The organism is Flavobacterium sp. CLA17, assembly GCF_013112255.2.
Taxonomy (GTDB): domain Bacteria; phylum Bacteroidota; class Bacteroidia; order Flavobacteriales; family Flavobacteriaceae; genus Flavobacterium; species Flavobacterium circumlabens.
The window spans coordinates 3,556,953-3,581,871 of sequence record NZ_CP068294.1 but is presented as its reverse complement, the minus strand read 5'-3'; the positions used below and the strand labels follow the sequence as shown (position 1 = coordinate 3,581,871).

The 24,919-nt window shown below is 37.7% G+C and carries 17 protein-coding genes; 14 read left to right on the top strand and 3 right to left on the bottom strand.

All coding sequences use genetic code 11. The features are described 5' to 3' along the window. Positions 1-12: 12 nt before the first annotated feature. On the bottom strand, positions 13-1,245 hold the full coding sequence (locus HAV12_RS14670; protein ID WP_171570319.1) for a hypothetical protein: 1,233 nt from the start codon (positions 1,243-1,245) through the stop codon (positions 13-15). A 351-nt stretch (positions 1,246-1,596) separates the two neighbouring features. On the opposite strand from HAV12_RS14670, the gene HAV12_RS14665 reads away from it, so the two are divergent. From HAV12_RS14665 to HAV12_RS14615, 11 genes are all read left to right on the top strand, one after another. Continuing rightward, positions 1,597-2,193, top strand: a complete 597-nt coding sequence (locus tag HAV12_RS14665) for a TetR/AcrR family transcriptional regulator (protein ID WP_171570318.1) — start codon at positions 1,597-1,599, stop codon at positions 2,191-2,193. A gap of 5 nt (positions 2,194-2,198) precedes the next feature. After that, positions 2,199-2,426 carry a hypothetical protein gene (locus HAV12_RS14660; RefSeq protein WP_171570317.1) on the top strand — a complete coding sequence of 76 codons (228 nt, stop codon included), beginning with the start codon at positions 2,199-2,201 and terminating at the stop codon, positions 2,424-2,426. Between the two features lie 15 nt (positions 2,427-2,441). Continuing rightward, a complete protein-coding gene (locus HAV12_RS14655; RefSeq protein WP_171570316.1) occupies positions 2,442-3,686 on the top strand; it encodes an MFS transporter in 1,245 nt (414 codons plus the stop codon). A gap of 446 nt (positions 3,687-4,132) precedes the next feature. Continuing rightward, complete coding sequence (locus HAV12_RS14650; protein WP_171570315.1) at positions 4,133-5,143, top strand: LacI family DNA-binding transcriptional regulator; 1,011 nt, start codon at positions 4,133-4,135, stop codon at positions 5,141-5,143. 284 nt (positions 5,144-5,427) lie between these two features. Then, positions 5,428-8,520: a SusC/RagA family TonB-linked outer membrane protein gene (locus HAV12_RS14645; RefSeq protein WP_171570314.1), complete on the top strand. Its 3,093-nt coding sequence runs from the start codon at positions 5,428-5,430 to the stop codon at positions 8,518-8,520. 11 nt (positions 8,521-8,531) lie between these two features. Continuing rightward, the gene (locus tag HAV12_RS14640; protein ID WP_171570313.1) at positions 8,532-10,046 is read left to right on the top strand and encodes a SusD/RagB family nutrient-binding outer membrane lipoprotein; all 1,515 of its coding nucleotides are present in this window, start codon (positions 8,532-8,534) and stop codon (positions 10,044-10,046) included. Positions 10,047-10,503: 457 nt separating this feature from the next. Continuing rightward, entirely contained in the window at positions 10,504-12,492 is a 1,989-nt protein-coding gene (locus tag HAV12_RS14635; protein WP_171570312.1) for a glycoside hydrolase family 2 protein, read from the top strand. A gap of 210 nt (positions 12,493-12,702) precedes the next feature. Beyond that, positions 12,703-14,979 (top strand): GH92 family glycosyl hydrolase, encoded by a 2,277-nt coding sequence (locus HAV12_RS14630; protein ID WP_171570311.1) that lies wholly within the window; start codon positions 12,703-12,705, stop codon positions 14,977-14,979. A 111-nt stretch (positions 14,980-15,090) separates the two neighbouring features. Continuing rightward, positions 15,091-17,376, top strand: a complete 2,286-nt coding sequence (locus tag HAV12_RS14625; protein ID WP_171570310.1) for a GH92 family glycosyl hydrolase — start codon at positions 15,091-15,093, stop codon at positions 17,374-17,376. Between the two features lie 5 nt (positions 17,377-17,381). Continuing rightward, positions 17,382-18,845, top strand: a complete 1,464-nt coding sequence (locus HAV12_RS14620; RefSeq protein WP_171570309.1) for a glycoside hydrolase family 125 protein — start codon at positions 17,382-17,384, stop codon at positions 18,843-18,845. Between the two features lie 24 nt (positions 18,846-18,869). After that, on the top strand, positions 18,870-19,772 hold the full coding sequence (locus HAV12_RS14615; protein ID WP_171570308.1) for an ROK family protein: 903 nt from the start codon (positions 18,870-18,872) through the stop codon (positions 19,770-19,772). Between the two features lie 468 nt (positions 19,773-20,240). Here the strand turns inward: HAV12_RS14615 and HAV12_RS14610 are convergent, their stop codons facing one another. Further along, complete coding sequence (locus tag HAV12_RS14610; protein WP_132033954.1) at positions 20,241-21,146, bottom strand: DUF6268 family outer membrane beta-barrel protein; 906 nt, start codon at positions 21,144-21,146, stop codon at positions 20,241-20,243. Positions 21,147-21,291: 145 nt separating this feature from the next. Here HAV12_RS14610 and HAV12_RS14605 point away from each other — a divergent pair, with 145 nt between their 5' ends. From HAV12_RS14605 to HAV12_RS14595, 3 genes are all read left to right on the top strand, one after another. Next, entirely contained in the window at positions 21,292-22,320 is a 1,029-nt protein-coding gene (locus HAV12_RS14605; RefSeq protein WP_171570307.1) for a sensor histidine kinase, read from the top strand. Continuing rightward, positions 22,317-23,009 (top strand): LytTR family DNA-binding domain-containing protein, encoded by a 693-nt coding sequence (locus HAV12_RS14600; protein WP_171570306.1) that lies wholly within the window; start codon positions 22,317-22,319, stop codon positions 23,007-23,009. Before HAV12_RS14605 ends, HAV12_RS14600 begins: the two co-directional genes overlap by 4 nt. Positions 23,010-23,124: 115 nt before the next feature. Continuing rightward, the gene (locus HAV12_RS14595) at positions 23,125-23,937 is read left to right on the top strand and encodes a polysaccharide deacetylase family protein (RefSeq protein WP_171570305.1); all 813 of its coding nucleotides are present in this window, start codon (positions 23,125-23,127) and stop codon (positions 23,935-23,937) included. Between the two features lie 38 nt (positions 23,938-23,975). On the opposite strand, the gene HAV12_RS14590 is transcribed toward HAV12_RS14595, so the two are convergent. Beyond that, positions 23,976-24,821 carry an AraC family transcriptional regulator gene (locus HAV12_RS14590; protein ID WP_171570304.1) on the bottom strand — a complete coding sequence of 282 codons (846 nt, stop codon included), beginning with the start codon at positions 24,819-24,821 and terminating at the stop codon, positions 23,976-23,978. Between the last annotated feature and the right edge of the window lie 98 nt (positions 24,822-24,919).

Genomic DNA, 24,919 nt, shown 5'->3' with positions numbered 1-24,919 from the left:
TGTATAGTCTTTTTAATTCCATTTTCCTTCTCCTTTATATTTTACTAAAAATGTGTTTTTCGGATCAATTTTAAAAACCGGTTTTGTATAAGTTCCGTTTAGATATTTTGTTTTGGTATAGGTCTGTAAAATATCCGGGTCAATAAAAGGAAGATCGTTGATGTAAATCAAATATTTATAAAACTGAGTCAGCATCTCCTGTTGCCCGCCGCCTTCGCCACTATTGGCGAAATTACTGTCATGGTTGTACCCCGTATGGTGCGAGTATTCATGCGACCAAAGAGACATTTCTCCTTTCCAGTGTCCGGATACGTAGTTCGACTCATACTGAGAAGCCAGAGGTCCGCCTCCCCAGGCAGCATCACCGCCCACCATGGCCATGTAAAGTGTTCTTCCGTCAACATAGTCCCAGTATCTTTTTTCGATCTCCGCTTTTGTAAAATAATCGTACTGGCCATTTGCATCCGCAGTATTGCCATGCCAGTCTGTAGCTCCGTTTACGGCAGTTCCGGCAGCTGCGGCCTGTTCTTTTTTATAAAGGTCAAAATTATTATGCGTCTGATAATAGACAGGATGGCTTAAAGCATAGGAATAATTAATAATCATCGTTACGGCTTCTTTCGCCAATACGGGATTCATAGGTAAATATTTACCATATTCTTCAATATGATACCCGTCATGAAACTGAACCAATTGTGAAGATTTTATTTTCTTGAATTTAGCAAATAAAGGATCAGAGGATTCTACCGAAAATTCAATTGCACCGGATGAAAATCCATCGATCTTATCTATTGTAACTGTTTTTCCATCTTCCAATTCGTAGTCATTTTTTGCTGAAACTAATGGAATTTGATGAAATGATCTGTGAAAAGCAGGAATCTGGGTAAAGTGATACAGTACAAAACGCTTGTCATAGTTCGGTAATTTAGCATAGATTTTTACATCTTTAAGCCCAACCGGTGAGTAAAGCGAAATCTGAACAGAGTCTTTTCCTTTTTGTATCACCTGCATTGGCTGGTTTACGCGAAACCATCGGTCTTTTTTGTCATACATTCTGGCCGGATCTTCATCGTCTTCAAACATCGTCATCGGATGGTTGGCTGCCGAAAGTTTTGTTGCATCAATCTGCGGTAAATAGTTGGTGCTATAATCGCCTGAATCAGTATCACTGCAACTGGTTTGCAGCATAAAGGTTAAGAAGAATAAGCCTATTGAGAACAGGCTTCTGAAAATGGTAGGTTTCATTGTTGTTAAAAATTTGAATGTTAAAAAAAGGGGGACTTTTCTTTATGTTGTATCTGTAATTTCTATAAGTGTAAGAGCAAATAAACATTGTATCATGTTTATTTCAATTCGGCAGCAAATTAACGGAATTATAATACAAGTACTACAATTTAAAAAGAAAAATTTTAAATTAATTTTCAATTTCCCTTTATTCACTGAATTTAAAAGTTAATAAATACTAAAACGTATTTTAAAACGGGTTATTGTTTTTTGACAGATGCTGATTCAAAAATATATTTCATTCTCCTTAAAAAAAATAATTAATAAAAGAATGTTCATTCATTTATTATTTTATCTTTGCTAAAAAATGTCATGAGATTAAGAGATATTGATAAAGAAAATCTGGTTATTGCCAATGCAATAGATCAAATCGTACAGGATGGATTTCAGGGTTTCAGCATGAATAAACTTGCCAAAGCATGTAATATTTCTGTTGGTACATTATACATTTACTATAAGGACAAAGATGATTTAATCCAAAAAATAGGGGCAACCGTTGCTATTGAGTTTTTTTCATGTACCATTAAAAATTTCTCGCCGGAAATGTCATTTGAAGAAGGATTATGGGTACAATGGGTAAACCGGGCTGACTTTACCATGAAATATCCCAGAAAAGTTGCTTTTTTTGAAATCATTAAACACTCTCCACATGGAGAAATAATATTAAATTCCACCACCAAATTTTCGGATTTCAGAACGATTATGAAACAGTTTATAGATAACGGTTTGCATAATAATGAAATTTCGCCAATGACATTTGAAGCTTTTTGGTCTGTTGCGTACGGGCCATTATATACTTTATTAAACTTTCATACCGATGGTAAGAGTATGGGAGGGAAACCGTTTGTTCTTACCAGAAAAATTATGAAAGAAGCTTTTCAGGCAACCGTAAAAGCTTTAAAACCATGAAAATTATGGATACAGATTTAAACACAGTACATGTTTTTAAAACAGATATTAGAAAAATGGATACAGGCTGCGCGATGTATCACAAACTGAACAATCACAAAGATATACAGCAATGGAGCATTGATCATGACGATATTGATTGTGTGCTGCGTGTCGTTTCAGAAACGCTTCAACCCGAAGCAATTATTACGCTTATTAGCGATTTTGGACATAAATGCCAGGAATTGGTATAAAAACAAGTTATTAAAATGGAAAAAACCACTGCAGAACCGACTGCTTTTACTTTAAAACAAATCATTATTATAGCCATTCTGGCGCTTTTACAATTTACAGTTATACTTGATTTTGTTATTATTTCCCCGTTGGGTGACATCTTAATGAAAACATTGGACATGACGACAGCCAAATTTGGATTTACAGTTTCCACTTATGCTTTTAGCGCCGGAATTTCCGGATTACTTGCAGCGGGTTTTGCCGATAAATTTGACCGGAAAAAATTGCTCATTTTCTTTTATACCGGATTTATTATCGGTACCGTTTTTTGTGCATTTGCTGCGAATTACCAGATGTTGCTTTTTGCCAGAATTTTTACAGGGCTTTTTGGCGGTGTAATCGGTTCGGTTTCACTTGCCATTGTAACGGATTTATTTGTAATCCATCAAAGAGGACGAGTGATGGGAACTATACAAATGGCCTATGCAACAAGCCAGATTTTAGGAATACCAATGGGCTTATATTTTGCCAATAACTGGGGATGGCATTCTGCTTTTATTATGATCGCCGTTTTAGCAATCCTGATTCTGATTGCCGTTATCACCCAGATAGAACCCATAACCAAACACCTGGAATTGCAATCCGACAAAAGTCCTTTTCTACACCTGTGGCATACACTGAATAATAAAAACTATCAGATTGGTTTTGCTGCCATTGCATTTCTATCTGTGGGAGGTTTTATGTTACAGCCCTTCGGAAGTGCCTTTCTGGTCAATAATATTCATATTAGCCACCTTCAATTACCAATGGTATTTTTCTTTACCGGGCTTTCGGTACTGTTTATCATGCCGTTGGTGGGAAAATTAAGTGACAAAGTCAATAAATTTAAACTCTTCGCCGTAGGATCCCTGATTTCGGTAATTATGATTTTAATTTATACCAATCTTGATCCCATTCCGTTATGGGAAGTGTTGGCAATCAATATGGTATTGTTCATGGGGATCATGAGCCGTATGATTCCTGCTACCACTCTGAATACAGCCATTCCCGAAATGAAAGATCGTGGAGCTTATATGTCAATAACTTCTTCATTACAGCAAATTGCAGGCGGTATTGCAGCGGTATGTGCGGGTTTCATCGTACATCAGGAAACGAAATCTTCCCCTTTGGAAAATTATGATATTTTGGGATATGTTATTGCTGTAATTACATCCTGTTCGGTACTGCTAATGTGGAGAGTAAATCAACTGGCAAAATCAAAAGAGAAAAGCATAATTTAAAAGAAGAAATTTAAGAAAGTAATATTTCTGATACAATTAAAAAAAGGCGGTCTTTGATCGTCTTTTTTTTGCTTTCAGCATTCAGACAAAAAGAGTAAAACGCTTTTAAGTAAGAAGTTATGTGCAAATTTTAAATAGTACAAATTATCAGTTAACATGCGTTTGAAAATGAGTTCATTAATCTACCAATAAATTATATAGTCAATTTGACTATTTTTTATTTTATTGCCATTTCGAATGAAAAACAAGCTTAAAAACGATGGATTCCAGATAAAAATCAAACTGATGATTATGGGTTAAAACATCATTATTACTGCGTATTATGTTTTAAATTAGCTTTAAAATAATGATTTATTGAAAAAATATTTTACTAAAACGATTTTGTAAATCGGTTTTATATATATTTGTCACATCATTAAATAACCCTTCCGTAAAATAATCCGTTCATGAAAAGAATTACGATTAAAGATATTGCTACCGAGGCCCAAGTGTCGATATCTACAGTTTCTTTTGTTATTAACGGGAAAGGAGAGAAAATGGCAATTAGCCCGGCTGTCATAAAAAAGGTACAGGAAGTTGCTAAAAAGCTTCATTACCGTCCAAGCATGATTGCCAGCAGTCTGAGAACAGGAAAGACGAGATCTATTGGTCTTATTGTAGAAGATATTTCCAATCAGTTCTTTGCAGATTTAGCCAGAGTAATAGAAGACGAGGCAAAAAATATTGATTACAGGGTTTTCTATTGCAGTACGGGAGATGATGATGCACGTTCTGAAGAATTGGTACAAAGCCTTTTGCAGGCGAATGTAGAAGGGTTTATTATCACACCAACTAAAAATTTAGAAAAGACTATTGACCTCCTGCTGAAATTGCAGAAACCGGTGGTTCTGATTGACCGTTATTTCGCCCATCAGAAAGTAAGTCACGTGGTAATGGATAACTATGAAGGTTCTTATTCGGCAACTCAGTTTTTAATGAATAAAGGGTGTAAAAATATCGCTATAGTCAATAATAAATCTCAAATGATTCAGATGAAACTTAGAGAGAAAGGATATACAGATGCCTTAAAAGAAGCAGGCATTTATGATAAATCACTGGCGCTCTATTTGGATTATCATGCGAATGAAAAATCCAGGATTGATTCACTGGTAGCTTTTTTTAAAGCCAATCCAAAAATAGATGCTGTCTTATTTCTGGCCAATTATATGGGGCTTGCAGGTTTACAGGCTTTCAGGGCTATGGGGTACAGAATACCGGAAGATATTTCGGTGATCAGCTTTGATGATCACGATAGTTTCAAATTGCATACACCGACCATTTCGGTAATTGCACAGCCTATAGAAGATATTGCCATTAAATCTATTCAGTTGCTAATGAGTCAGATGACAGATTTTGATGCTTTCAAAGTCGAAAAAGTGCTTAAAAAAGGCACATTAATTGTCAGGGAATCGGTTTAGATTCTTTGCGTATTTCAAATTAAAAATATATATAAAATCAATTAAAACGCGGTTTTTTTTACCCATTTTACTAAATCGTTTTAGTAAACAAAACAGCTGAAGCTGCTGTCTAATTGACTTTCTAAACCATTTTTTATGTAGTAAAAACCGACAAACGGATAATTTTTTATAACTATACAACTACTTTTTTTATTGAAACTGAGTTCAAATTTTTTATTAATATTTAAAACAAACAGGTTAAAAACAAACAAAAATCAAAACAAATAAACCAAAAAAAATTGCTTATGAAACGAATTTTAGCAGTGTTAGGAATGGTATTGTTTAGCAGCTTGGGAGCTGTTGCACAAAATCGATTAATAACAGGCATAGTGGCAGATGCAGAGAACAAGGGAATTGTTGCTGCATCAATCGAGGTTCAGGGAAAACCATTTAGCGCAATCACAGACGCTGAAGGTCGATTTAAGATGAATGTTCCGGAAGGAAAGGTTACTTTAAATGTAACTTCTATAGGTTTTGTATCAAAATCAGTGGTGCTTGAGGCAACAGAAAACAGAGTTTCAGTGGTATTAACAGAAAATGCACAGGAATTAAAAGATGTTGTCGTAACTTCATTTGGAGTTAAGAAACAAAGAAAAAGTTTAGGTTACGCAGTTGGAGAACTGAAAGGAGAAGACCTGACAAAGAACAAAGAAATTAACTTAGGAAACGCGCTTCAGGGAAAAATAGCCGGGGTTAACGTTTCTGCACCGGTAACAGGACCATCCGGTTCGAGCCGTGTCGTAATTCGTGGGGCAACTTCCGCTTCAGGACTTAACCAGCCGTTGTACGTTGTAGACGGTATTCCGATAGACAATACACAACAGGGAAATGCAGGAATGTACGGAGGAGCCGACAAAGGTGACGGTATGTCTTCCTTCAATCCGGATGATATTGCCTCTATGTCGGTATTAAAAGGTAGTGCCGCTTCTGCTCTTTACGGGTACAGAGGATCAAATGGTGTTATCTTAATTACTACTAAAAAAGGAAAAAGCGGAACCGGAATCGGAGTAGATTTTAGTACCAATTCTACTTTTAATACACCGGCAAGTCTTCTGAACTGGCAGGATCAATATGGTGCAGGAGCACCGGATGCTAATGGAGTTCCGACAAGATTTACCAATTTACAGGAACTTAGAGATTCTTACTATTTTGCGTGGGGAGATAAATATGACGGAACGAACTCTCTTGCCATAGACGGAACTACAAAGCCATACAAAGCATACGGAAAAGATAACGTTGAAAATTTCTACAGAACAGGTTATTCTTTCAGTAATACTTTGGCAATTTCGGGTGGAAATGAAACGACAAATTTCAGATTGTCTTTCGGAAACACGAAAGATGAGTCTATTTTACCGGGAACTACTTTTGGAAGAAATAACGTGACGCTGAGTTTAAACTCTGCTCCAAACAAAAAGATAAGTATTGAGTCGAACGCACAATATATTTCGGAAAAAAGTAAAAACAGACCTTATCTGAATGACTCTCCCAGAAATCCTTCTTTCCCGACTACTTTTATGACGCCGGGTACCGACATCAGATGGCTGCGTAATCCGTACGATGTAAATGGAGGAGAAGAAGATTATCTGGGTGCAAACGTATACCATACCAATCCGTACTTTGCTACAGATCAGCTTTTAAACAGTGATCTTAGAAAGCGTTTTATTGGTTCTGCAAAAGTGACCTATAACATTACAGATAAGATTTACGCAAAAGCGGTTTTGGGTATTGATGATATCAACTACGAATATACGGAGATTGAGCCAACCGGAATCAATTACAATATTGGCGGATCAATTGAAGACAGAATTGAGAACCGTTCTGAATTTAACGCTTCAGGTTACTTAGGATACAAAAGTGATATCGCTAAAAATCTTTCATTGGATGCTTTTATCGGAGCAAATCGCCAGGATAACAGATACAACGGGATTAAAATGAAAGGAAATAATTTTATTGTACCGTTCAAATATTTCTATGGAAATACGCAACCGGACAAAACAGAGAAATTGTTTTCGGAACGTGAAGTAAACTCCCTTTTTTATTCTGCTGATTTAGCCTATAAAGATTTCTTATTTTTAAGTTTAACAGGCCGTGAAGACTGGTTTTCTACTTTAGATCCAGCAGATAACAGTATTTTTTATCCCTCTGTAAGTACCAGTTTTATTTATTCCGAAGTGATTAAATTACCGGAATGGATGTCTTACGGTAAGATTAGAGCAGGATGGGGTAACGTTGGAGGCGGATTACAGGAAGCGTATGCTTTAACCCTGACCTATACTACACCCGACGGACAAACAGATTCACAAGGACAGCCTATTTTAGGGGTAAATGGTGATACCGTTAATAATAAAAATTTAAGACCGTATAATGTAAGTACTATAGAGTTTGGTTTTGAAAATACATTTTTCAACAATAGAATTAGTACAGATTTGACTTTCTACAGCAAAAAAACAACTAAGGATATTGCAGATGCTGATATTTCTCAGGCCTCAGGTTACAGAACAACCAAAATCAACGTTGGGGAAATCCTGAACAAAGGGGTTGAATTTGCATTGAATGTAAAAGCGGTAAAAACACCAAATTTCTCCTGGAGTGTAGGCTATAATTTTGCGTACAACGAAAGTGAAGTACTAAGTCTTTCTGATAAAATCAATACCAAATCATTAGAAGGAAACAGAGATGCAAGAGCTTCTGTAGTGTTAGAAAAAGGACAGCCTTTCGGAGTAATCAAAGCTTACGATTATTTAAGAGATGCCAACGGAAATATCGTATTAGATACCAACGGAAGATTCCTGAGAGGAAATTTAATTATAGCAGGACAAGGGGTAGCACCAACTTCAATGGGACTTTCAAATGATTTCTCTTATAAAAATTTCACGCTTTCCGTTTTCGTAGATGCTAAATTCGGAGGAGAAATCTATTCGGCTACCAACCAGTTAGGAACGCGTTACGGATTATCTGAAATCACACTTCCGGGTCGTGAAGGCGGAGTAGCAGTAAGCGGTACGGACGTGAACGGCAATCCTGTAAATCAAACTGTTTCTGCTTATAATTACTGGAGAAGTTACAGTGATGTAACCTCAAACTTCGTGTACGATGCTGATTTTGTAAAATTAAGAGCGATTTCTTTTAGCTATAATTTTCCAAAAACCTATATCCAGAAAACACCATTTCAAGCCATTAGTTTAGCTTTTTCAGCTCATAATTTATGGACGATTTACGACAAAGTTCCAAACATTGATCCCGAGTCCAACTATTCTAATAGTAATGCTCAGGGTATGGAAAGAGCCTCTATGCCATTGACCAGAAACTACGGTGTAACGCTTAATGTTAAATTCTAATAGTAAAAAAGATGAAAAATAAATATATAAAAATATTTTGTGTCGCAATTGTTGGTGCTCTGACACTCGCTTCCTGCGATAAAGGATTTGAGGAACTGAATACAAACCCAAATGCCTTAACAGATCCGGCTTTAAAATCGATGTTTACGCTTGCTGAAATCTATGTGGACGGACAGGATTTTTCGAATACAAGAGGAAATAATATCTACGCCGCGCAATATGTACAGCACTTCGCTTCGTTAGGCGGCGGATCAAAATACACCTATTCTTCGGAATATTCAGGTGCTTTGTTTGGAGAAACATACGGGAAAGGACTGAATCAGATTTTTCAGTTATTATCGGTAACACCAAACTCACCGGAAAATTCCAATATGGTTCAGGCTCTTAGGATTATGAAAGTATTTCTGTTTCAAAAACTGACAGATACGTATGGTGAAGTTCCTTATTTCGAAGCCGGAAAAGGATATAACGGAAATATTTATGCCCCAAAATATGATACGCAGGAAGCTATTTACAATGACCTTCTAAAAGAACTGGATGAAGCCGGAACTGCATTAGATGCCAATAAAGCTTTTGTCGGAAATGCTGATTTGTATTACCAGAGTGATGTTACAAGATGGAAAAAACTGGCCAACTCCCTAATGTTGAGAGTAGCAATGCGTTTGTCTAAAGTAAATCCTGCCAAAGCAAAAGAATACGTAGAAAAAGCAGTTGCAAAAGGCGTTTTTACGTCTAATGATGATAGTCTTGTATTAAAACATGATGCAGGTCCTGCAGGAGTTAAAACAAATCCAATTACCTCTTCATGGGTTCGAAATGACCTGAACGGTGGGGAATCAAATATCAAATTCAGTAAAACTTTTATCGATTTATTGAAAAACACCAACGATCCGCGTTTAAGAATCTATGCCAAACTGGAAGCAACAGGAAACAACAATCCGGCAAGCCAGCAGGGTTTACCAAATGATGCCAAAGAATTTCCGGGCGGGGACAAAAAGCTTTTCTCGGACCCAAATACTTCTACAGTATTGCGTTTAGATGCCCCAACTTTAATCATGTCTTACGCTGAAATAGAGTTTATACTGGCAGAAGCAGTAGTTAGAGGATGGAATGTGGGCGGAACAGCGCAGAAACATTATGAAGACGGAGTAAAAGCGGCTATGGAAGTCCTGACTATTTTCGGAGACAAAGTGCCTGCGGTTACAACTGCGGAATACAATACGTATATTACCACTTATCCTTTTAAAACGGCAGGAACTGATGCTCAGAAAATAGAACAAATTATCACTCAAAAATGGATTGTATTGTTGTTCAATGGTTTTGAAGCCTTTTCAGAATACAGAAGAACAGGTTATCCTGTATTAGTTCCGGTCAATGATCCTACGGGAGAGACCAAAGGAACTATTCCGAGAAGATTGATTTACGATCAGTCGGAGTTGATCACCAACGAAGCCAATTACAAAGCGGCTATACAGCGTCAGGGATTGGATTTGATGACAACCAGAATCTGGTGGGACAAAGTTTAAAATAATTAATTTGGTTGGTTAGTTAAAATAAGTCGGGTAATTTCCTGTTACCCGGCTTATTTTTAATCTTTCTGCTAATCTTGTTAAAATAAGCTCTTATTGTTAAGGTTTAATCTAAAGTTATAATGTCTTTTTTTTCGCAACAGCTGAAAATGGCTTTTGCTGAAAAAGAAGGGATTCTTTTCCGTAGAGGTAAGAAATTATAAACAATAAAGGTTCATTTTTTAATTTTAGTACTCTGTTAGATTTAAAAGTAGCTGATAAAAATTAAATTATGGTACGCATTCCCATAGAATTATGCGCAGTTAAGGAAATGATTTCTGAATATTTTGTTAGTTATTCGTAAACGTAACCTAAAGAGCGGGAATAATGGTGTAGCGCTTTATTCCTTCTCGTACTGCCGCTCATTAAATACAAATAATTAAAACTTAGACATTCCTATTTTATACTAAGTAAAATGAATTATAAAAAAAACGTGTATCGGTTACTCTGCATCGGTCTTTTAAATCTTTCATCAGCAGCTCTTGCTCAGCATATGGATTTAAAGAAAGGCTGGAATTACCGTGAACAGAAAACACAAAAGTGGTATCCGGCCACAGTTCCCGGAGAAATACATACCGATTTACTACACAACAAAGCCATCCCGGATCCATTTTACAGGGACAATGAGAAAAAAGTAGCATGGGTCGAACGTAAAAACTGGGAATATAAAACTACTTTTCAGGTATCGGTGGCAACGCTAAAAAAGAAAAATACAGAATTGGTTTTTGACGGACTGGATACTTATGCCACCGTTTATCTCAATAATCAGCTTGTTTTAAAAGCAGATAACATGTTCCGTCAATGGCGTGCAGATGTCAAAAAAATACTAAAACCAGGCAACAATGATTTAGTTATCGTATTCCAGTCCGCACAAAATGTAGTGGATTCACTGGCCAAAAAAGACCTGCCTTTTATAATTCCCGATAATCCACGCGCGTATGTCCGCAAAGCACAATATCATTTTGGATGGGATTGGGGACCAAAATTCACCACCTGCGGCATTTGGAAAACACCAAGACTGGAAGCCTACGACACAAAAGAAGAAGAGCAGCCCTATGTTCTGAACCGCAAGATAGAATTGGTGCAGCAGCCGGACAGTCTGGGCAGATCTTTTTATTTTAAAATTGACGGCAAGCCGGTATACATGAAAGGAGCCAACTATATTCCTTCAGATGCTTTTCTTTCACGGGTAACCAAAAAAGAATACGAAAAGGTAATTGCTTTAGCCAAAGACGCCAACATGAATATGCTTCGTGTCTGGGGCGGCGGTATTTATGAAGACGATTATTTTTATGATTTATGCGATAAATACGGCATCAATGTCTGGCAGGACTTTATGTTTGCTGGTACGATGGTTCCCGGAGACAAAGCTTTTTTTGACAACGTTAAGGAAGAAGTCAAATATCAGGTAAAACGCCTGCGTCACCATCCCAGTATTGTTTTGTGGTGTGGCAATAACGAAGCCGACGAAGCCTTTAAAAACTGGGGTTGGCAAAAAAGCATGAAAATGTCAAAACAGGATTCCACCCGTTTGTGGAAGGATTACGTGCGTTTATTTCAGGACAGCATTCCAAAATGGGTCAATGAAGTCGATGGTAAGCGTCCCTATATAAGTTCTTCCCCTTTGTTTCACTGGTCTGAAAAAGAAAGTATAAAACAAGGCGACAGTCATTACTGGGGAACCTGGTGGGGATTGGAAGACATTGAAGTCACGCAGAAAAAGACCGGACGTTTCGTGAGCGAATACGGAATGCAGTCCCTGCCCAATTATTCTTCAATCGAAAAATTTACATTGCCCGAAGATCGCTATTTATATTCCGATGTTTTGCAGGCACATCAGAAAGCAGGCAAAGGTTTTTCGAAATTAGAATCCTATTTACACCGTTATTTTATAGATTCCACTAAAATCAAAAAGATGAATGTGGAGGATTACACTTATCTGACCCAGTGTCTGCAGCATTATGCGCTTAAGAATATTATCGGTATTCATCGTTCCAAAGCGCCCTACAATATGGGAACCCTCGTCTGGCAGCTGAACGACTGCTGGCCCGTGGCAAGCTGGAGTGTTACCGATTATGATAACCGCCAGCCCAAAGCAGCCTGGTACGCCATGCGCGAAGCGTACAGAGATGACAAAACACCCGAAATTGATCTGACCCGTCCAAAAGATTTAGTATTGGAAGATCCAAAAATAAGCTGGCAGATAAAAGGAAATAAAGTAATTTTAAAGGCCTTAAAACCTGCCAAATATGTTTGCATTTCAATTAAAGGATATACCGGTAAATGGGGTGATAATTATTTCGATCTGAAAGCAGGAGAAGAAAAGGCAATTTCTTTTGAAGGAAAAATAACAAAGCCTGATATTAAGGTTTTTTCCTTGTATGAGGTTTTGAAGAGGTACTAAGTTGCTAAGGTTCTGAGGTGCTAAGGCTCTGATTTACTAAGGTTCTAAGGTTTTAAGTTGCAAAGGCTCAAAGGGACAAAGGTAAAACTTTGCGAACTCTGCGTTAACCAATGCGAACTTTGCGGTTAATTAAAAAAAAATCCGTGCCAATCAGTATAATCCGTGTCATCCGTGGCCCATCACAAAAGTCAAATAAAAAAAACAAAATAAATGTTTACAAAATATAACAAAATAGCTTTCAGCGGAATTTTAGCGCTAAACCTGTTTTTGGCCAGTCCTGTACTTTCACAGGAAAAGAAGGTAAAACAGAAAAGTGTAGATTATACCCAATACGTAAATCCATTTATCGGATCTGCGGGTCACGGCCACGTATTTGTCGGGGCTAATGTTCCATTTGGAGCCGTTCAGCTTGGGCCTGTCAATGTTTTTGAAGGCTGGGATTGGTGCAGCGGATACAATTATGCCAGCAATACCATCTTAGGTTTTACGCACACCCATTTGAGCGGTACGGGAATCGGAGATTTAAATGATATCCTTTTATTGCCCGTATCCGGAAAAGTAGCCCTTACCAAAGGAACCAAACAAGACATGGCAAACGGTTACGGCTCTTACTTTTCACATCAAAATGAAGTAAGCCAGCCCGGATATTACAGCGTTGTATTAGATAAGTATAAAATCAAGGCAGAATTAACAGCAAGTGAAAGAGTCGGTTTTCATAAATATACTTTTGATGCCGCTGCTGACGCGCATGTTTTGTTAGATCTTGCCGATGGAATAGGATGGGACAAACCCGTAAAAACGTTTATAAAAAAAATAAACGAAACAACCATTGCAGGATACCGATATTCTGCAGGCTGGGCCACCGATCAGCGCATTTATTTTACAATGGAATTCTCCGAACCCATAACAGCTATTGCTTTATATGACAGCATTGCTTCCGTAAAAGGCAATGAAGGCGAAGGTGTGAGAATGAAAGCAGTTTTAGATTTTAAAGCTTTAAAAAACAAACAGGTTTTGGTAAAAGTCGGAATCTCCCCGGTAAGTTCCGAAAATGCTGCCGCCAACATAAAAGCCGAAATTCCGGGCTGGAATTTTGATCAAACCGTAAAAGAAGCCAAGTCAAAATGGAATAAGGAACTCAACAAAATTCAGATAAAAGCAGATGACAAAACAATGAAAGTTTTTTATACTTCCTTGTATCATACCATGTTTGCACCTTCTATTTTTAATGATTACAACGGAGATTACAGAGGAACCGATAAAAAAGTATACGAGAAAGCCGATTTCACCAATTACACCACTTTTTCACTTTGGGATACCTACCGTGGTTTGCATCCTTTGTACACCATTACGCAGCCCGATAAGATTAATGATATTGTGAAATCGTTTTTGGCGATTTACCAGCAGCAGGGCAGATTACCGGTCTGGCATTTAATGGGGAATGAAACCAATACCATGAACGGAAATCACTCCATTGCGGTTATTGCAGATGCCTACCTGAAAGGATATCGGGATTACGATACGGCAGTTGCCTACGAAGCAATCCGAAAAACAGCCATGCAGACCCGCGACGGAATGGATTATGTTCAGAAATTAGAATATATTCCTGCTGATAAAATGTTAGAATCGGTTGGAAATGCCCTTGAATATGCCATCGATGATTACTGTGTGGCCCAAATGGCAAAAGCCTTAAACAAAACAGAAGATTACGCTTATTTTACAAAAAGAGCGAATTTATATAAAATGTATTTCGATAAGGAAACCACATTTATGAGAGGTAAATTAACCAATGGAAACTGGAGAACGCCTTTTAATCCGCTTTCTTCAGCGCACCGTAAAGATGATTATGTAGAAGGAAATGCGTGGCAGTACACCTGGCTGGTGCCTCAGGATCCGTATGGTTTGATCGATTTATTTGGCAGCGAAGATCAATTCTTAGCCAAATTAGATTCTCTTTTCCTCATCACCGATAAAGTAGAAGGCGAAGAAGTTTCTCCCGATATCAGTGGTCTGATCGGACAATATGCGCAGGGAAATGAACCCAATCACCATATTCCGTACTTATACGCTTACGCCGGACAGCCCTGGAAAACCGCCAAACTAATTCGTGAAATTGATGATAAATTTTATACCACAAAACCGGACGGATTATGCGGTAACGAAGATTTAGGACAAATGTCGGCATGGTATGTTTTCTCTTCCATGGGATTCTATTCCGTTAATCCGGCAAACGGAATCTATGTGTTGGGAAGCCCGTTGGTCAATACCGCGACATTCCATCCTGCAGCAGGGATTTCCTTTACATTGAAAGCAATCGATAACAGCAAAACGAACATGTATATTCAAAAAGCAGAGTACAACGGCAAACCCTATACAAAATCCTATATCACACACGATATGATCGTAAAAGGAGGAGAATTGAAATTGTATATGGGCAGCAAGCCTTCTTTGACTTTTGGAGTTAAGAAAGAAGACAGGCCGATTTAGGGAGTTTTTTAGTCACAGTTTACAGTTAGCAGTCACAGTCACAGTTTACAGTTCACATTTAGCAGTTCAGATTTCACAACTCACAACTCATAACTCACAATTAATAAAAACATGAAAATAAAGAGTTTAATTTTTTTAGGATTACTACAATATTGTGTTTTTCTAAACGCGCAGGTTAAAACTTTAGACCCTGTAGAATATGTAAATCCACTGATGGGTACACAATCGCTGCCTAATCTTTCCAACGGAAATACCTATCCGGCGATTTGCAGGCCGTGGGGAATGAATTTCTGGACACCGCAAACCGGAAAAATGGGCGACGGATGGGCGTATACCTATACCGCGGAAAAAATCAGGGGATTCAAACAAACCCATCAGCCATCACCTTGGATGAATGATTACGGCCAGTTTTCGATTATGCCCATTACAGGTAAACTCGCTTTTACAGAAGACGAGCGTGCCAGCTGGTTCAGTCATAAGGCAGAAGTTTCAAAACCGTATTATTATAGTGTTTATCTGGCGGATTACGATGTTACAACAGAAATTACCGCAACAGAAAGAGCAGCACATTTTCAGATTACCTTTCCGGATAACGAAGAATCTTCCATTGTAATTGATGCTTTCAATAAAGGATCTTACATTAAAATTATTCCGTCCGAAAATAAAATTATCGGTTACACCACCCGCAACAGCGGAGGCGTTCCCGAGAATTTCAAGAACTATTTTGTATTGGAGTTCGACAAACCATTTTCAACCCAATCAACCTGGAACGACAAGATTTTAGAAAAAGACAAATTAGAATTAAACGGCATTCACGTGGGTGCGGTAGTAGGTTTTAAAACCAAAAAAGGAGAAAAGGTACATATAAAAACCGCTTCTTCTTTTATCAGTATCGCACAGGCAGAATTAAATTTAAAGAAGGAATTAGGAGCATCGACTTTTGAAGAAACAGTAACAGCATCTAAAAACGAATGGAACAAAGTTTTAGGAAAAATAACCGTAGAAGATACGAATGAAGACCAGTTAAAAACTTTTTATTCCTGTTTGTACCGCACGGTTTGTTTTCCTCAAAAGCAATATGAAATAGATGCAGAGGGAAAAATTGTGCATTATAGTCCGTACAACGGAAAAGTACTGCCGGGTTACATGTTTGCCGGAACCGGTTTTTGGGATACCTTCCGCGCTTTGTATCCTTTGTTGAATTTAGTCTATCCTTCCATAAACAAAGAAATGCAGGAAGGTTTATTAAATGATTATAAAGAAGGTGGTTTTTTACCCGAATGGTCCAGTCCCGGTTTTAGAAATGTCATGGTGGGCAATAATTCAGCTTCCGTAGTTGCCGATGCGTACCTGAAAGGATTAAGGGGTTATGATATCAATACCTTATACGAAGCCCTGTTGCACGGTGCCAATACCGAAGGACCAATGGACGCGGTGGGCAGAAAAGGAGTAAATTATTACAATACTTTAGGCTATGTTCCGTATGATGTGAATATCAACGAAAATGCCGCCAGAACTTTAGAATATGCTTATGATGATTTTACGATTTGGAAATTAGCAAAAGCATTAAATCGTCCGAATAAAGAAATCAAGCTGTTCGAAAAACGAATGATGAATTATAAAAACCTGTACAATCCGGCTATCGGATTAATGAGCGGAAGGAACAAAGACGGAAGTTTTCCGGCCAATTTTAATCCGTTTAAATGGGGAGATGCCTTTACGGAAGGAAACAGCTGGCATTACAGCTGGAGTGTGTTTCATGATGTTCAGGGGCTAATCGGTCTGATGGGAGGGCAAAAAGCATTCACAGCCAAATTAGATGCCGTATTCACCACTCCTCCGGTTTTTGATGATAGTTATTACGGATCCGTAATTCATGAAATCCGTGAAATGCAAATCATGAACATGGGACAATATGCGCACGGCAATCAGCCGATTCAGCACATGATTTACCTGTACAACTACGCAGGAGAACCCTGGAAAACGCAATATTGGTCAAGAGAAGTCATGAATCGACTCTACAAACCCACTCCGGACGGATATTGCGGTGACGAAGACAATGGACAAACCTCGGCCTGGTATATTTTCTCGGCCATGGGATTCTATCCGGTCTGTCCCGGAACCGATCAATATGTTTTGGGTGCCCCGTTATTTAAGAAAACAACCCTGCAGTTGGAAAACGGAAAACAGCTTATTATCAATGCTCCGGACAATTCGGCAATCAACAAATACGTCAACGAATTAAAATGGAATAATACGGCACATACCAAAAATTACATCAATCATTTTGAGGTTTTGGAAGGTGGCGAATTAAAATTTGACATGACCAGTTCCCCTAATTTACAACGCGGTACAGCAGCAGAAGCGTATCCGTATTCTTATTCAACTTCAAAATAAATTATATGCAATCACGTAGAAAATTTATAAAAAATACCGGCATTTTTTCAGCAGGACTATTGGCCATTCAAAGCAATGCTTTCGGATTTAATTCAGATACTTTTCAGTTTCCCTTAAAAGATTTAGTGAGTAAAAGACCGCCGTTGTCCGAACGAAAATTTACAAGTCAGGCCGTAGAAGCCGCAATTGTGCGCATCAAAAAGCAAATTGCCAATCCCGAACTGGCCTGGTTGTTCGAAAATTGTTTCCCCAATACACTGGACACTACAGTCGATTTCGAAATCATTGACGGCAAACCGGATACCTACGTCATTACGGGAGATATAGATGCCATGTGGCTTCGCGACAGTACAGCACAAATCTGGCCTTATATTCCGTTTGTCAAAGAAGATCCTAAACTGGCCGAATTGGTAAAAGGGGTCATAAACCGTCAGGCGAAATGTATCCTCCTGGATCCTTACGCCAATGCATTTTACAAAGATTTTACAAAAGAAAGCGAGTGGAAGCATGACCTGACCAAAATGCAGCCCGGAATCCACGAAAGGAAATGGGAAATTGACAGTTTGTGTTACCCCGTCCGACTGGCACATGGCTATTGGAAAGAAACCGGAGACATCAGTCTGTTCGATGAGCAATGGAAAAAAGCCATGCTGCTCGTGTTACAGACTTTTAAGGAACAGCAAAGACTGGACGGAAAAGGAGGGCCTTACAGCTTTCAGCGTCAGACCGCCTGGGCGACAGACGGAGTGCCTTTAGGTGGCTACGGTTATCCGGTAAAACCATGCGGCTTAATAGTTTCTACTTTCAGACCGAGTGACGACAGTACGTTGTTTGGTTATTTGATTCCGAGTAATATGTTTGCTATCGAAGTACTGGGTTATCTGATTGAAATATTCTCTTTACCGGCTTTAAAAGATAATGATTTGGTAGCCAAAGCCAAAGAATTAAGAGAACAGGTACAAAAAGGCTTAAAAGAAAACGGAATCATAGACCATCCGAAATTCGGAAAAATCATTGCTTTTGAAGTAAACGGCTACGGCAGTTTCCACATGATGGACGATGCCAATGTTCCTTCTTTATTGTCTCTGCCTTATTTAGGCGCAATTGCTCCAAATGACCCGTTGTACCTTAATACCCGTAAAGTGGTACTGTCAGAAAACAATCCTTTTTTCTATAAAGGAAAAGCCGGAGAAGGCGTTGGAGGCCCGCATACGGGAGTAGACACCATCTGGCCGATGAGTATTGTACTGAGAGCCATTACAAGTGTAGATGAAAAAGAAATAAAAGCCTGTATTAGCAATCTGATCAAAACCAATGCTGACACAGGATTCATGCACGAGTCCTTTCATAAAGACGATGTCACCAAATTTACCCGAAAATGGTTTGCCTGGGCCAATACCTTATTCGGCGAAATGATCGTTCACACCAGTATCCAATACCCTCAGATTTTAAAAGACAAGAATATCTAGAATAAGCAAGTTAAACAAGGGAAAATGAATATACCATACGCCGTAGGGCTAGATATAGGAGGTACACATATTACGGCAGCAGTGATCAATATAAAAGAGATGAAAGTTATAGACTTCTCTCTGCACAAAGAATCTTTCGATTCTAATTTACCGGTTGACGAGGTGATGGATATATGGAAAAAAGCAATTGCTACAGCCATAGAAAATTCCAAAGTTACAGCAATGAAAGGTTTGGCGGTATGCATGCCCGGCCCTTTCGATTATCAAAAAGGTATTTGCTGGATAAAAGACCAGTCCAAGTACGAACATTTTTACGGATTGAATATTCGGGACTTACTTTTAGAGCACCTGAATCACTCCACTGATTTCCCGGTACTTTTTGAAAATGATGCCGTTTGTTTTGGCAAAGGTGAAGTTTTTAAAGAGAAAGCGAATCTGGCCAAAAAAGTAATGGCCGTTACCTTAGGAACCGGACTTGGCGCCTGTTTTATTGACAAGGGAGTATCTGTTGCTGAGGGAGAATGCGTACCAACAGACGGAGAAATTTACAACCTTCCTTACAAAGAGGGCATTGCAGAAGACTATGTTTCGGCAAGAGGCCTTTTATCGCATTACCAGGCTTTGAGCGGAACAAACCTTCATAACGGACTGGAGCTTTATAATCGGGCTATTAAAGGTGATGTTATTGCTATAAAAGTATTGGAAGAAATGGGAGAGGATCTGGCAGCAGTTGTAATTCCGTGGCTGGAAAAATTTGGCGCAGATCATTTTATTATCGGAGGAAAAATTGCCAACGCAAGTGCATTTTTTCTGTCTCTTTTCAATAAAAAAATCAAAGAAGCAAATTTGGAAGTCACCGTCTATGTTTCTACAGATAATGAGGCAGCTGCTTTGTTAGGAGCTGCCAGTATGCTTTATAAAGCTTAGATTTTTATAAATTTACGCTGGGAATAAATCTTCAAAAAAGAAAATTGTTTTTAGAATGCGCAAAGATCTAATTGACCTTTGCGTATTTTTTTTAAGAACCTCTTTTTAGAGTCTGTTATGTAGGCAGATTAGCCTGCATGAGTCAGGGAAGAAAAGTGGTGTGAAAGTTAATTTTATTTTCACATTCACAAAGAAAGTGTTTCAATACATCTGTTTCTTTTATTTTGAAACAAAAGTTTTGAAACAAAAGTTGTTTCAAAATATCCATTTTTTTTATTTTGAAACAGAAAGCTTTGCAACAGAATCTATGAAACAGAAAGTGTTGCAAAACTTATTTTATTCTCATTTTCTTTATATTTTTTTCATTCGGAATTAAGAAATGAAAGCAAACAAATAACAAAGTAAGGCTGTAATAAGAGAAATCATAGAATGATTTTTATAAGATGATTGTAAGGTTTTAAGGATGTTCTAATAAAACTTATAATTAATCTGTGCTGCTGCGTAAAAGGAAGACTGAAACTGATATTGGTTTGTACTGCTGAAAAGGCTTTTCAAGGTTCGGTCTGTAAAATAAGCGGGACGCACAGCGCTGATTCCAAGCGTAATCGGAAGTGTAATTTTTTTGCCAATCCTGATTTCCGGCCTCAATCCCGTTACAATATACTGATGCGTAAAGATGACATCTTTTCCTTCTTTTTCAACAAGAGCCATTTGCCCGTTCATGTCCGCAATCAGGCTTAAAATAAAAGACTTGTTGATCTCATATCCGGCCGATGCCTGAAAACCGCTCATAAGGGAAACCTTAAAAATATACCTGCCCGGAGCATTATAATTCAGATACAGGGCAGGAAATAACATAGGATATCCAAACGTATTATTGAAAGCCAGTCCCGCACCGAGATCTAATTTCGAATTCATCTTTTTGATGAAAACGGCACCTGCATTTCCGAGTACGCTTCTGACGCCCATTTTTGAAATTTGTGTCTGGTCGGTATAAATTCCGGCACCTGCAAACAGTAACATATTCCATTTTTTGTTTAACGGACGCATGTTGAACAAAGAAAACTGCGCATTGACAATCTCAGACGGCACCATATTTTGGGTAAAATTTTTATTAGTAAGGACTGCGTAAGAGCCAGAAAGCGCCACACCCCAAACCACAGCTAGACTGTCTTTGTTTATGGTCATCGAAATAGGGATTTTAACATTTGCCTGATACACTGCTGCAGATCCTTTACTGTTTCCGAACTCATTATTGTTTTCATCACCATAGCGGGATGTTCCAAAATGTTCCGCCTGAAGGGTTATTTGTGCTTTTGTTGGTGCAGAGGCAAGCAGTAATACTAGTAAAGTAAACAATGATGTCGTTTTCATATTTTATGTTTTTAAATTTGACAGGGCAAAACTATTCTATCATTCAAAAGCTTTTTCCTGCTTTTGACTAATAGTCGTAATTTGTTGACCAATGGTCCGTGCTACGATCGAAAATAAATTAATTTTGTAATCTCAATTTGTAGCCATGTTTACGATCAAAAAAGCAAACCTTCTTTTCTGGATTTTTTTATTTCTTATTGTTTTATTGCAACTGTCATTGTCCAGCAGTCCAAATTTTACCTTGGGTGTAGCTCTTATTCATGCCGTTGCTATTGTATTAATTTTGCGGGTACACGTCTATTTTCTGAATGTTTTAATCAAGAAATATCTCAAAACGCACGACACGGCCGGATTTATAATTTCGGCTCTATCTATTAGTTTTGCTACATCCATCCTGCTCACTGCGGCAGGTTATTTTATTACAATTGGGCTGTTAGCTGATGCGAATCTGCTGGAAAATGAGCTCATTTCTATGTTTTGTGGTATGTTGCTGGTAAGTATCCTGATTGCGGGAATGAGTTATTCCATTGAATTGTTCAAACAAAATATAGCTTCGGAAAAAAGACATCAGGAATTAAGAAATAGTGTACTGGAAATGGAAATCGATCATTTGAGAACGCAGTTAAGTCCGCATTTTACCTTTAATATTCTCAATAATCTGCAATTTCTGATCCGCAAAGATCAGGATGAAGCACTCGAATTGTTATCCAGATACAGCAAGATTCTGCGTTATTATGTCTACGAATCACAAAATAAATGGATTAAACTGGACGACGAAATTGCTTTCCTTAAACATTATTTTGAATTGGAAAAAGACCGTTCGGGTGAAGACCTTGAAATTTCCTGCCAATGGGATATTCCGGAGAATACACTACTGATCATTCCTTTTCTCTTATCGACATTTGTCGAAAATGCTTTCAAACATGTTTCTTCTTTTAAAGAGAAAAAAAGTTACATACAGCTGCATGTTTTTTTAAAGGATGAAAATCAATTGTTTCTGTACATAAAAAACGCATCAGGACAGCAGGTATCAAATCTGAAAAAGGGAGGAGTTGGTTTAAAATATGTGAAGAAAAGACTGGAGCTTTCGTATAAGGATAATTATGAATTGGAATTGATTCCTGAAGTTGATTCTTACAGTGTGCGTATAAAATTAAACCTTACCAGCGTATGAAATGTATTGTGATTGATGACGAAAGGATTGCCCGGGAAGGTTTAGAGTCCTTTATTAGTGAATTTGATTTTCTAAGCAATGCCGGCGTTTTTTCTAACGCGCATCTTGCCCTTGAAAAACTAAAGACAGAAACCATTGACCTGATTTTTCTGGACATAGAAATGCCCTTGCTCAACGGACTGGAGTTTGCAAAACTCATTACCGATAAACCAGCGATGATTATTTTTACAACTGCCTATTCCGAATATGCATTAAAAGGATATAAAGTAAATGCCGTTGATTATTTACTAAAGCCCATTTTTTTTGATGACTTTAAGTCAGCCGTTTTAAAGGCAAAAAAAATGTATGATTTAATGTATCAGCAGGAGTTAACTTCAAAACCTTTGTTTTTTAAAGAAAACGGTGTAACCATAAAAGTTAGTCCCATACAAATTATGTACATTAAAAGTATGCAGAATTATATCGAAATATATACGGAGAACAATAAAAAAAGTATCATTCATCAGACTTTAAAAAGCATTGCGGATCAACTTCCTGAAGAAAATTTTTTGCAGATTCATCGTTCTTATCTTGTAAATACAAAATACATAACACAGATAGATGGTTTCAGGCTCTGCTTGAAAAATACGGTTTTACCGATTGCAAGAAATCGAAAAAGCAAGGTTATGGAGCGGTTTCTTACTTTATAATAAGAGATGGAGGACGATTAAACGGGTTCGTTAAGCAGCTTTTTTATATAAATCGTCCGGCAAGTTTATTCTTTTGGATTAATGCTTATATTTGAGAATATAATTTAAAAAAGTAATGACAAAACAGAAGCTTTTATACCTGATTTCCTTTATCACCCTTATTGTTATATCCCTTGTAGCCTTTGATGTCAGTACTGATGTTCCTGTTCCGTCCGTCGCTCCCAAAAAAAAGGAAAAGCAGGAAAAGTACCAGCCGGGCGTTGTATTAACGTTTGATGATGATTATGTAGATACCTGGTATCATGCCGAAAAAGAACTGCGTCCCTACAATTGGAAAGCTACTTTTTTTATCTGCAAGTACAGTGCTTTTACGAAAGATCAAAAAGAAAAATTGCATTACCTTCAAAAAATGGGACATGATATAGCCGGACATGGTTACAATCATGAAAACGCGGTAAAATACGTGGCGCAATATGGATTGGATGCTTATGTAAAAAATGAAATCCTTCCGCTTAAGGAAGCCATGCTGAAAGACGGATTCGATATTAAGTCCTTTGCTTATCCCGATGGTGCGAGAAACAGTGCACTCGACAAAAGATTACTGAATTATTTTGATTTTATAAGAGGCACCACCTATGGAGAACTCTATCCGAAAAGCCAGTACTGTTACTATGAGGACAATCGCGTAATTTACGGTTTAGGAATTGATGATGATTACGAACAATTTAATCTCGAGTACTACAAAAGCCTTTTGCTGTATGCCAAAGAACATAACAAAATCGTTATATTTTACGGACATAAAACAGTCGATAACGCAGATGAAAAATTAGAAACTCCTATTGGACTACTAAAGCAGCTTTGTGCCTTTGCAGCAGAAAACAAGCTTAAGTTTTATTCGGTAGATGATTTAAAGAACTTAAAAAATTAGTCGATTTCTCTGAGATAAACTTTAAAAGCCCATTGCTTTTAGATGTTGATTTTTCTGTATTGTAAAGGAGAAAGCTGTTTCAGTTCTTTAAACTTTCGATTGAAATTAGAGATATTATTAAATCCGCATAATTCAGCAATTTCAAGAACAGAAAGCTCTCCATTGCTGGACAGCAGTTTTGCCGCCCGCTCAATCCGGACTTCAATCAGAAACTGAAAAAAGGATTTGTTCGTCCGTACCTTAAAATACCGGCAAAAAGCATTTTTGGTCATGTTCGCTATAGAAGCAATTTCATCAAGGGTAATGTTTTGGTGAAAATTAGTCATTACATATTCAAAAACAGTCTGCATTCTTTTGCCCTCATTGTCGGTTATTTTTTTGTGATACAAATAATTGGACAAGGGCTCATTTTCAGTTGTTGAAAGCCACTTTAAAATATCCAGAAACAAAATAAAACGGGAGCAGCTGTCTGCTTTTTTCAGTTTCTTAAAATATTTGACCACTTTTTTGGGAGCGTTATGAATAATGAATCCGTTTTTACTGCTTTCCAGAAGGGGATAAATGGTTTTGAAAGTAGATAATTCAAAAAAATCTTTTCCAAAAGAAGTAAAGGTAAAAAACAGGGTTCGCATCACAGAAACTTCGTTTTCCCGGATATCACTTCTAAAAACATGGGGCAGGTTGCTTCCGATCACTAAGATATCACCTTCCTGATATTGCGAAATTGTATCGCCGGCAAAAACGGCACCTTCCCCTTTTTCGATAAAACTAATCTGAATTTCTTCGTGCTGATGTAATTTGTCGTAAAAAGATACTTCTATATCTTCCTGATAGATAAGCGGTTCTTCTCCGGATTTTGGAATTTTAAATGGAAAAACTTTCATGGGTTGGTTGGTTAGTTACAACCAAATATATTGTATTTCAGTAATAAAATGATGATATACTAATCTGTTTTTTGTATTTGAAAGTTATACAGGGTAAT

Coding starts and splice junctions, on each gene's coding strand:
- HAV12_RS14670 (WP_171570319.1), bottom strand. CDS start 1,245: ATGAAACCTACCATTTTCAGAAGCCTGTTCTCAATAGGCTTATTCTTC.
- HAV12_RS14665 (WP_171570318.1), top strand. CDS start 1,597: ATGAGATTAAGAGATATTGATAAAGAAAATCTGGTTATTGCCAATGCA.
- HAV12_RS14660 (WP_171570317.1), top strand. CDS start 2,199: ATGGATACAGATTTAAACACAGTACATGTTTTTAAAACAGATATTAGA.
- HAV12_RS14655 (WP_171570316.1), top strand. CDS start 2,442: ATGGAAAAAACCACTGCAGAACCGACTGCTTTTACTTTAAAACAAATC.
- HAV12_RS14650 (WP_171570315.1), top strand. CDS start 4,133: ATGAAAAGAATTACGATTAAAGATATTGCTACCGAGGCCCAAGTGTCG.
- HAV12_RS14645 (WP_171570314.1), top strand. CDS start 5,428: ATGAAACGAATTTTAGCAGTGTTAGGAATGGTATTGTTTAGCAGCTTG.
- HAV12_RS14640 (WP_171570313.1), top strand. CDS start 8,532: ATGAAAAATAAATATATAAAAATATTTTGTGTCGCAATTGTTGGTGCT.
- HAV12_RS14635 (WP_171570312.1), top strand. CDS start 10,504: ATGAATTATAAAAAAAACGTGTATCGGTTACTCTGCATCGGTCTTTTA.
- HAV12_RS14630 (WP_171570311.1), top strand. CDS start 12,703: ATGTTTACAAAATATAACAAAATAGCTTTCAGCGGAATTTTAGCGCTA.
- HAV12_RS14625 (WP_171570310.1), top strand. CDS start 15,091: ATGAAAATAAAGAGTTTAATTTTTTTAGGATTACTACAATATTGTGTT.
- HAV12_RS14620 (WP_171570309.1), top strand. CDS start 17,382: ATGCAATCACGTAGAAAATTTATAAAAAATACCGGCATTTTTTCAGCA.
- HAV12_RS14615 (WP_171570308.1), top strand. CDS start 18,870: ATGAATATACCATACGCCGTAGGGCTAGATATAGGAGGTACACATATT.
- HAV12_RS14610 (WP_132033954.1), bottom strand. CDS start 21,146: ATGAAAACGACATCATTGTTTACTTTACTAGTATTACTGCTTGCCTCT.
- HAV12_RS14605 (WP_171570307.1), top strand. CDS start 21,292: ATGTTTACGATCAAAAAAGCAAACCTTCTTTTCTGGATTTTTTTATTT.
- HAV12_RS14600 (WP_171570306.1), top strand. CDS start 22,317: ATGAAATGTATTGTGATTGATGACGAAAGGATTGCCCGGGAAGGTTTA.
- HAV12_RS14595 (WP_171570305.1), top strand. CDS start 23,125: ATGACAAAACAGAAGCTTTTATACCTGATTTCCTTTATCACCCTTATT.
- HAV12_RS14590 (WP_171570304.1), bottom strand. CDS start 24,821: ATGAAAGTTTTTCCATTTAAAATTCCAAAATCCGGAGAAGAACCGCTT.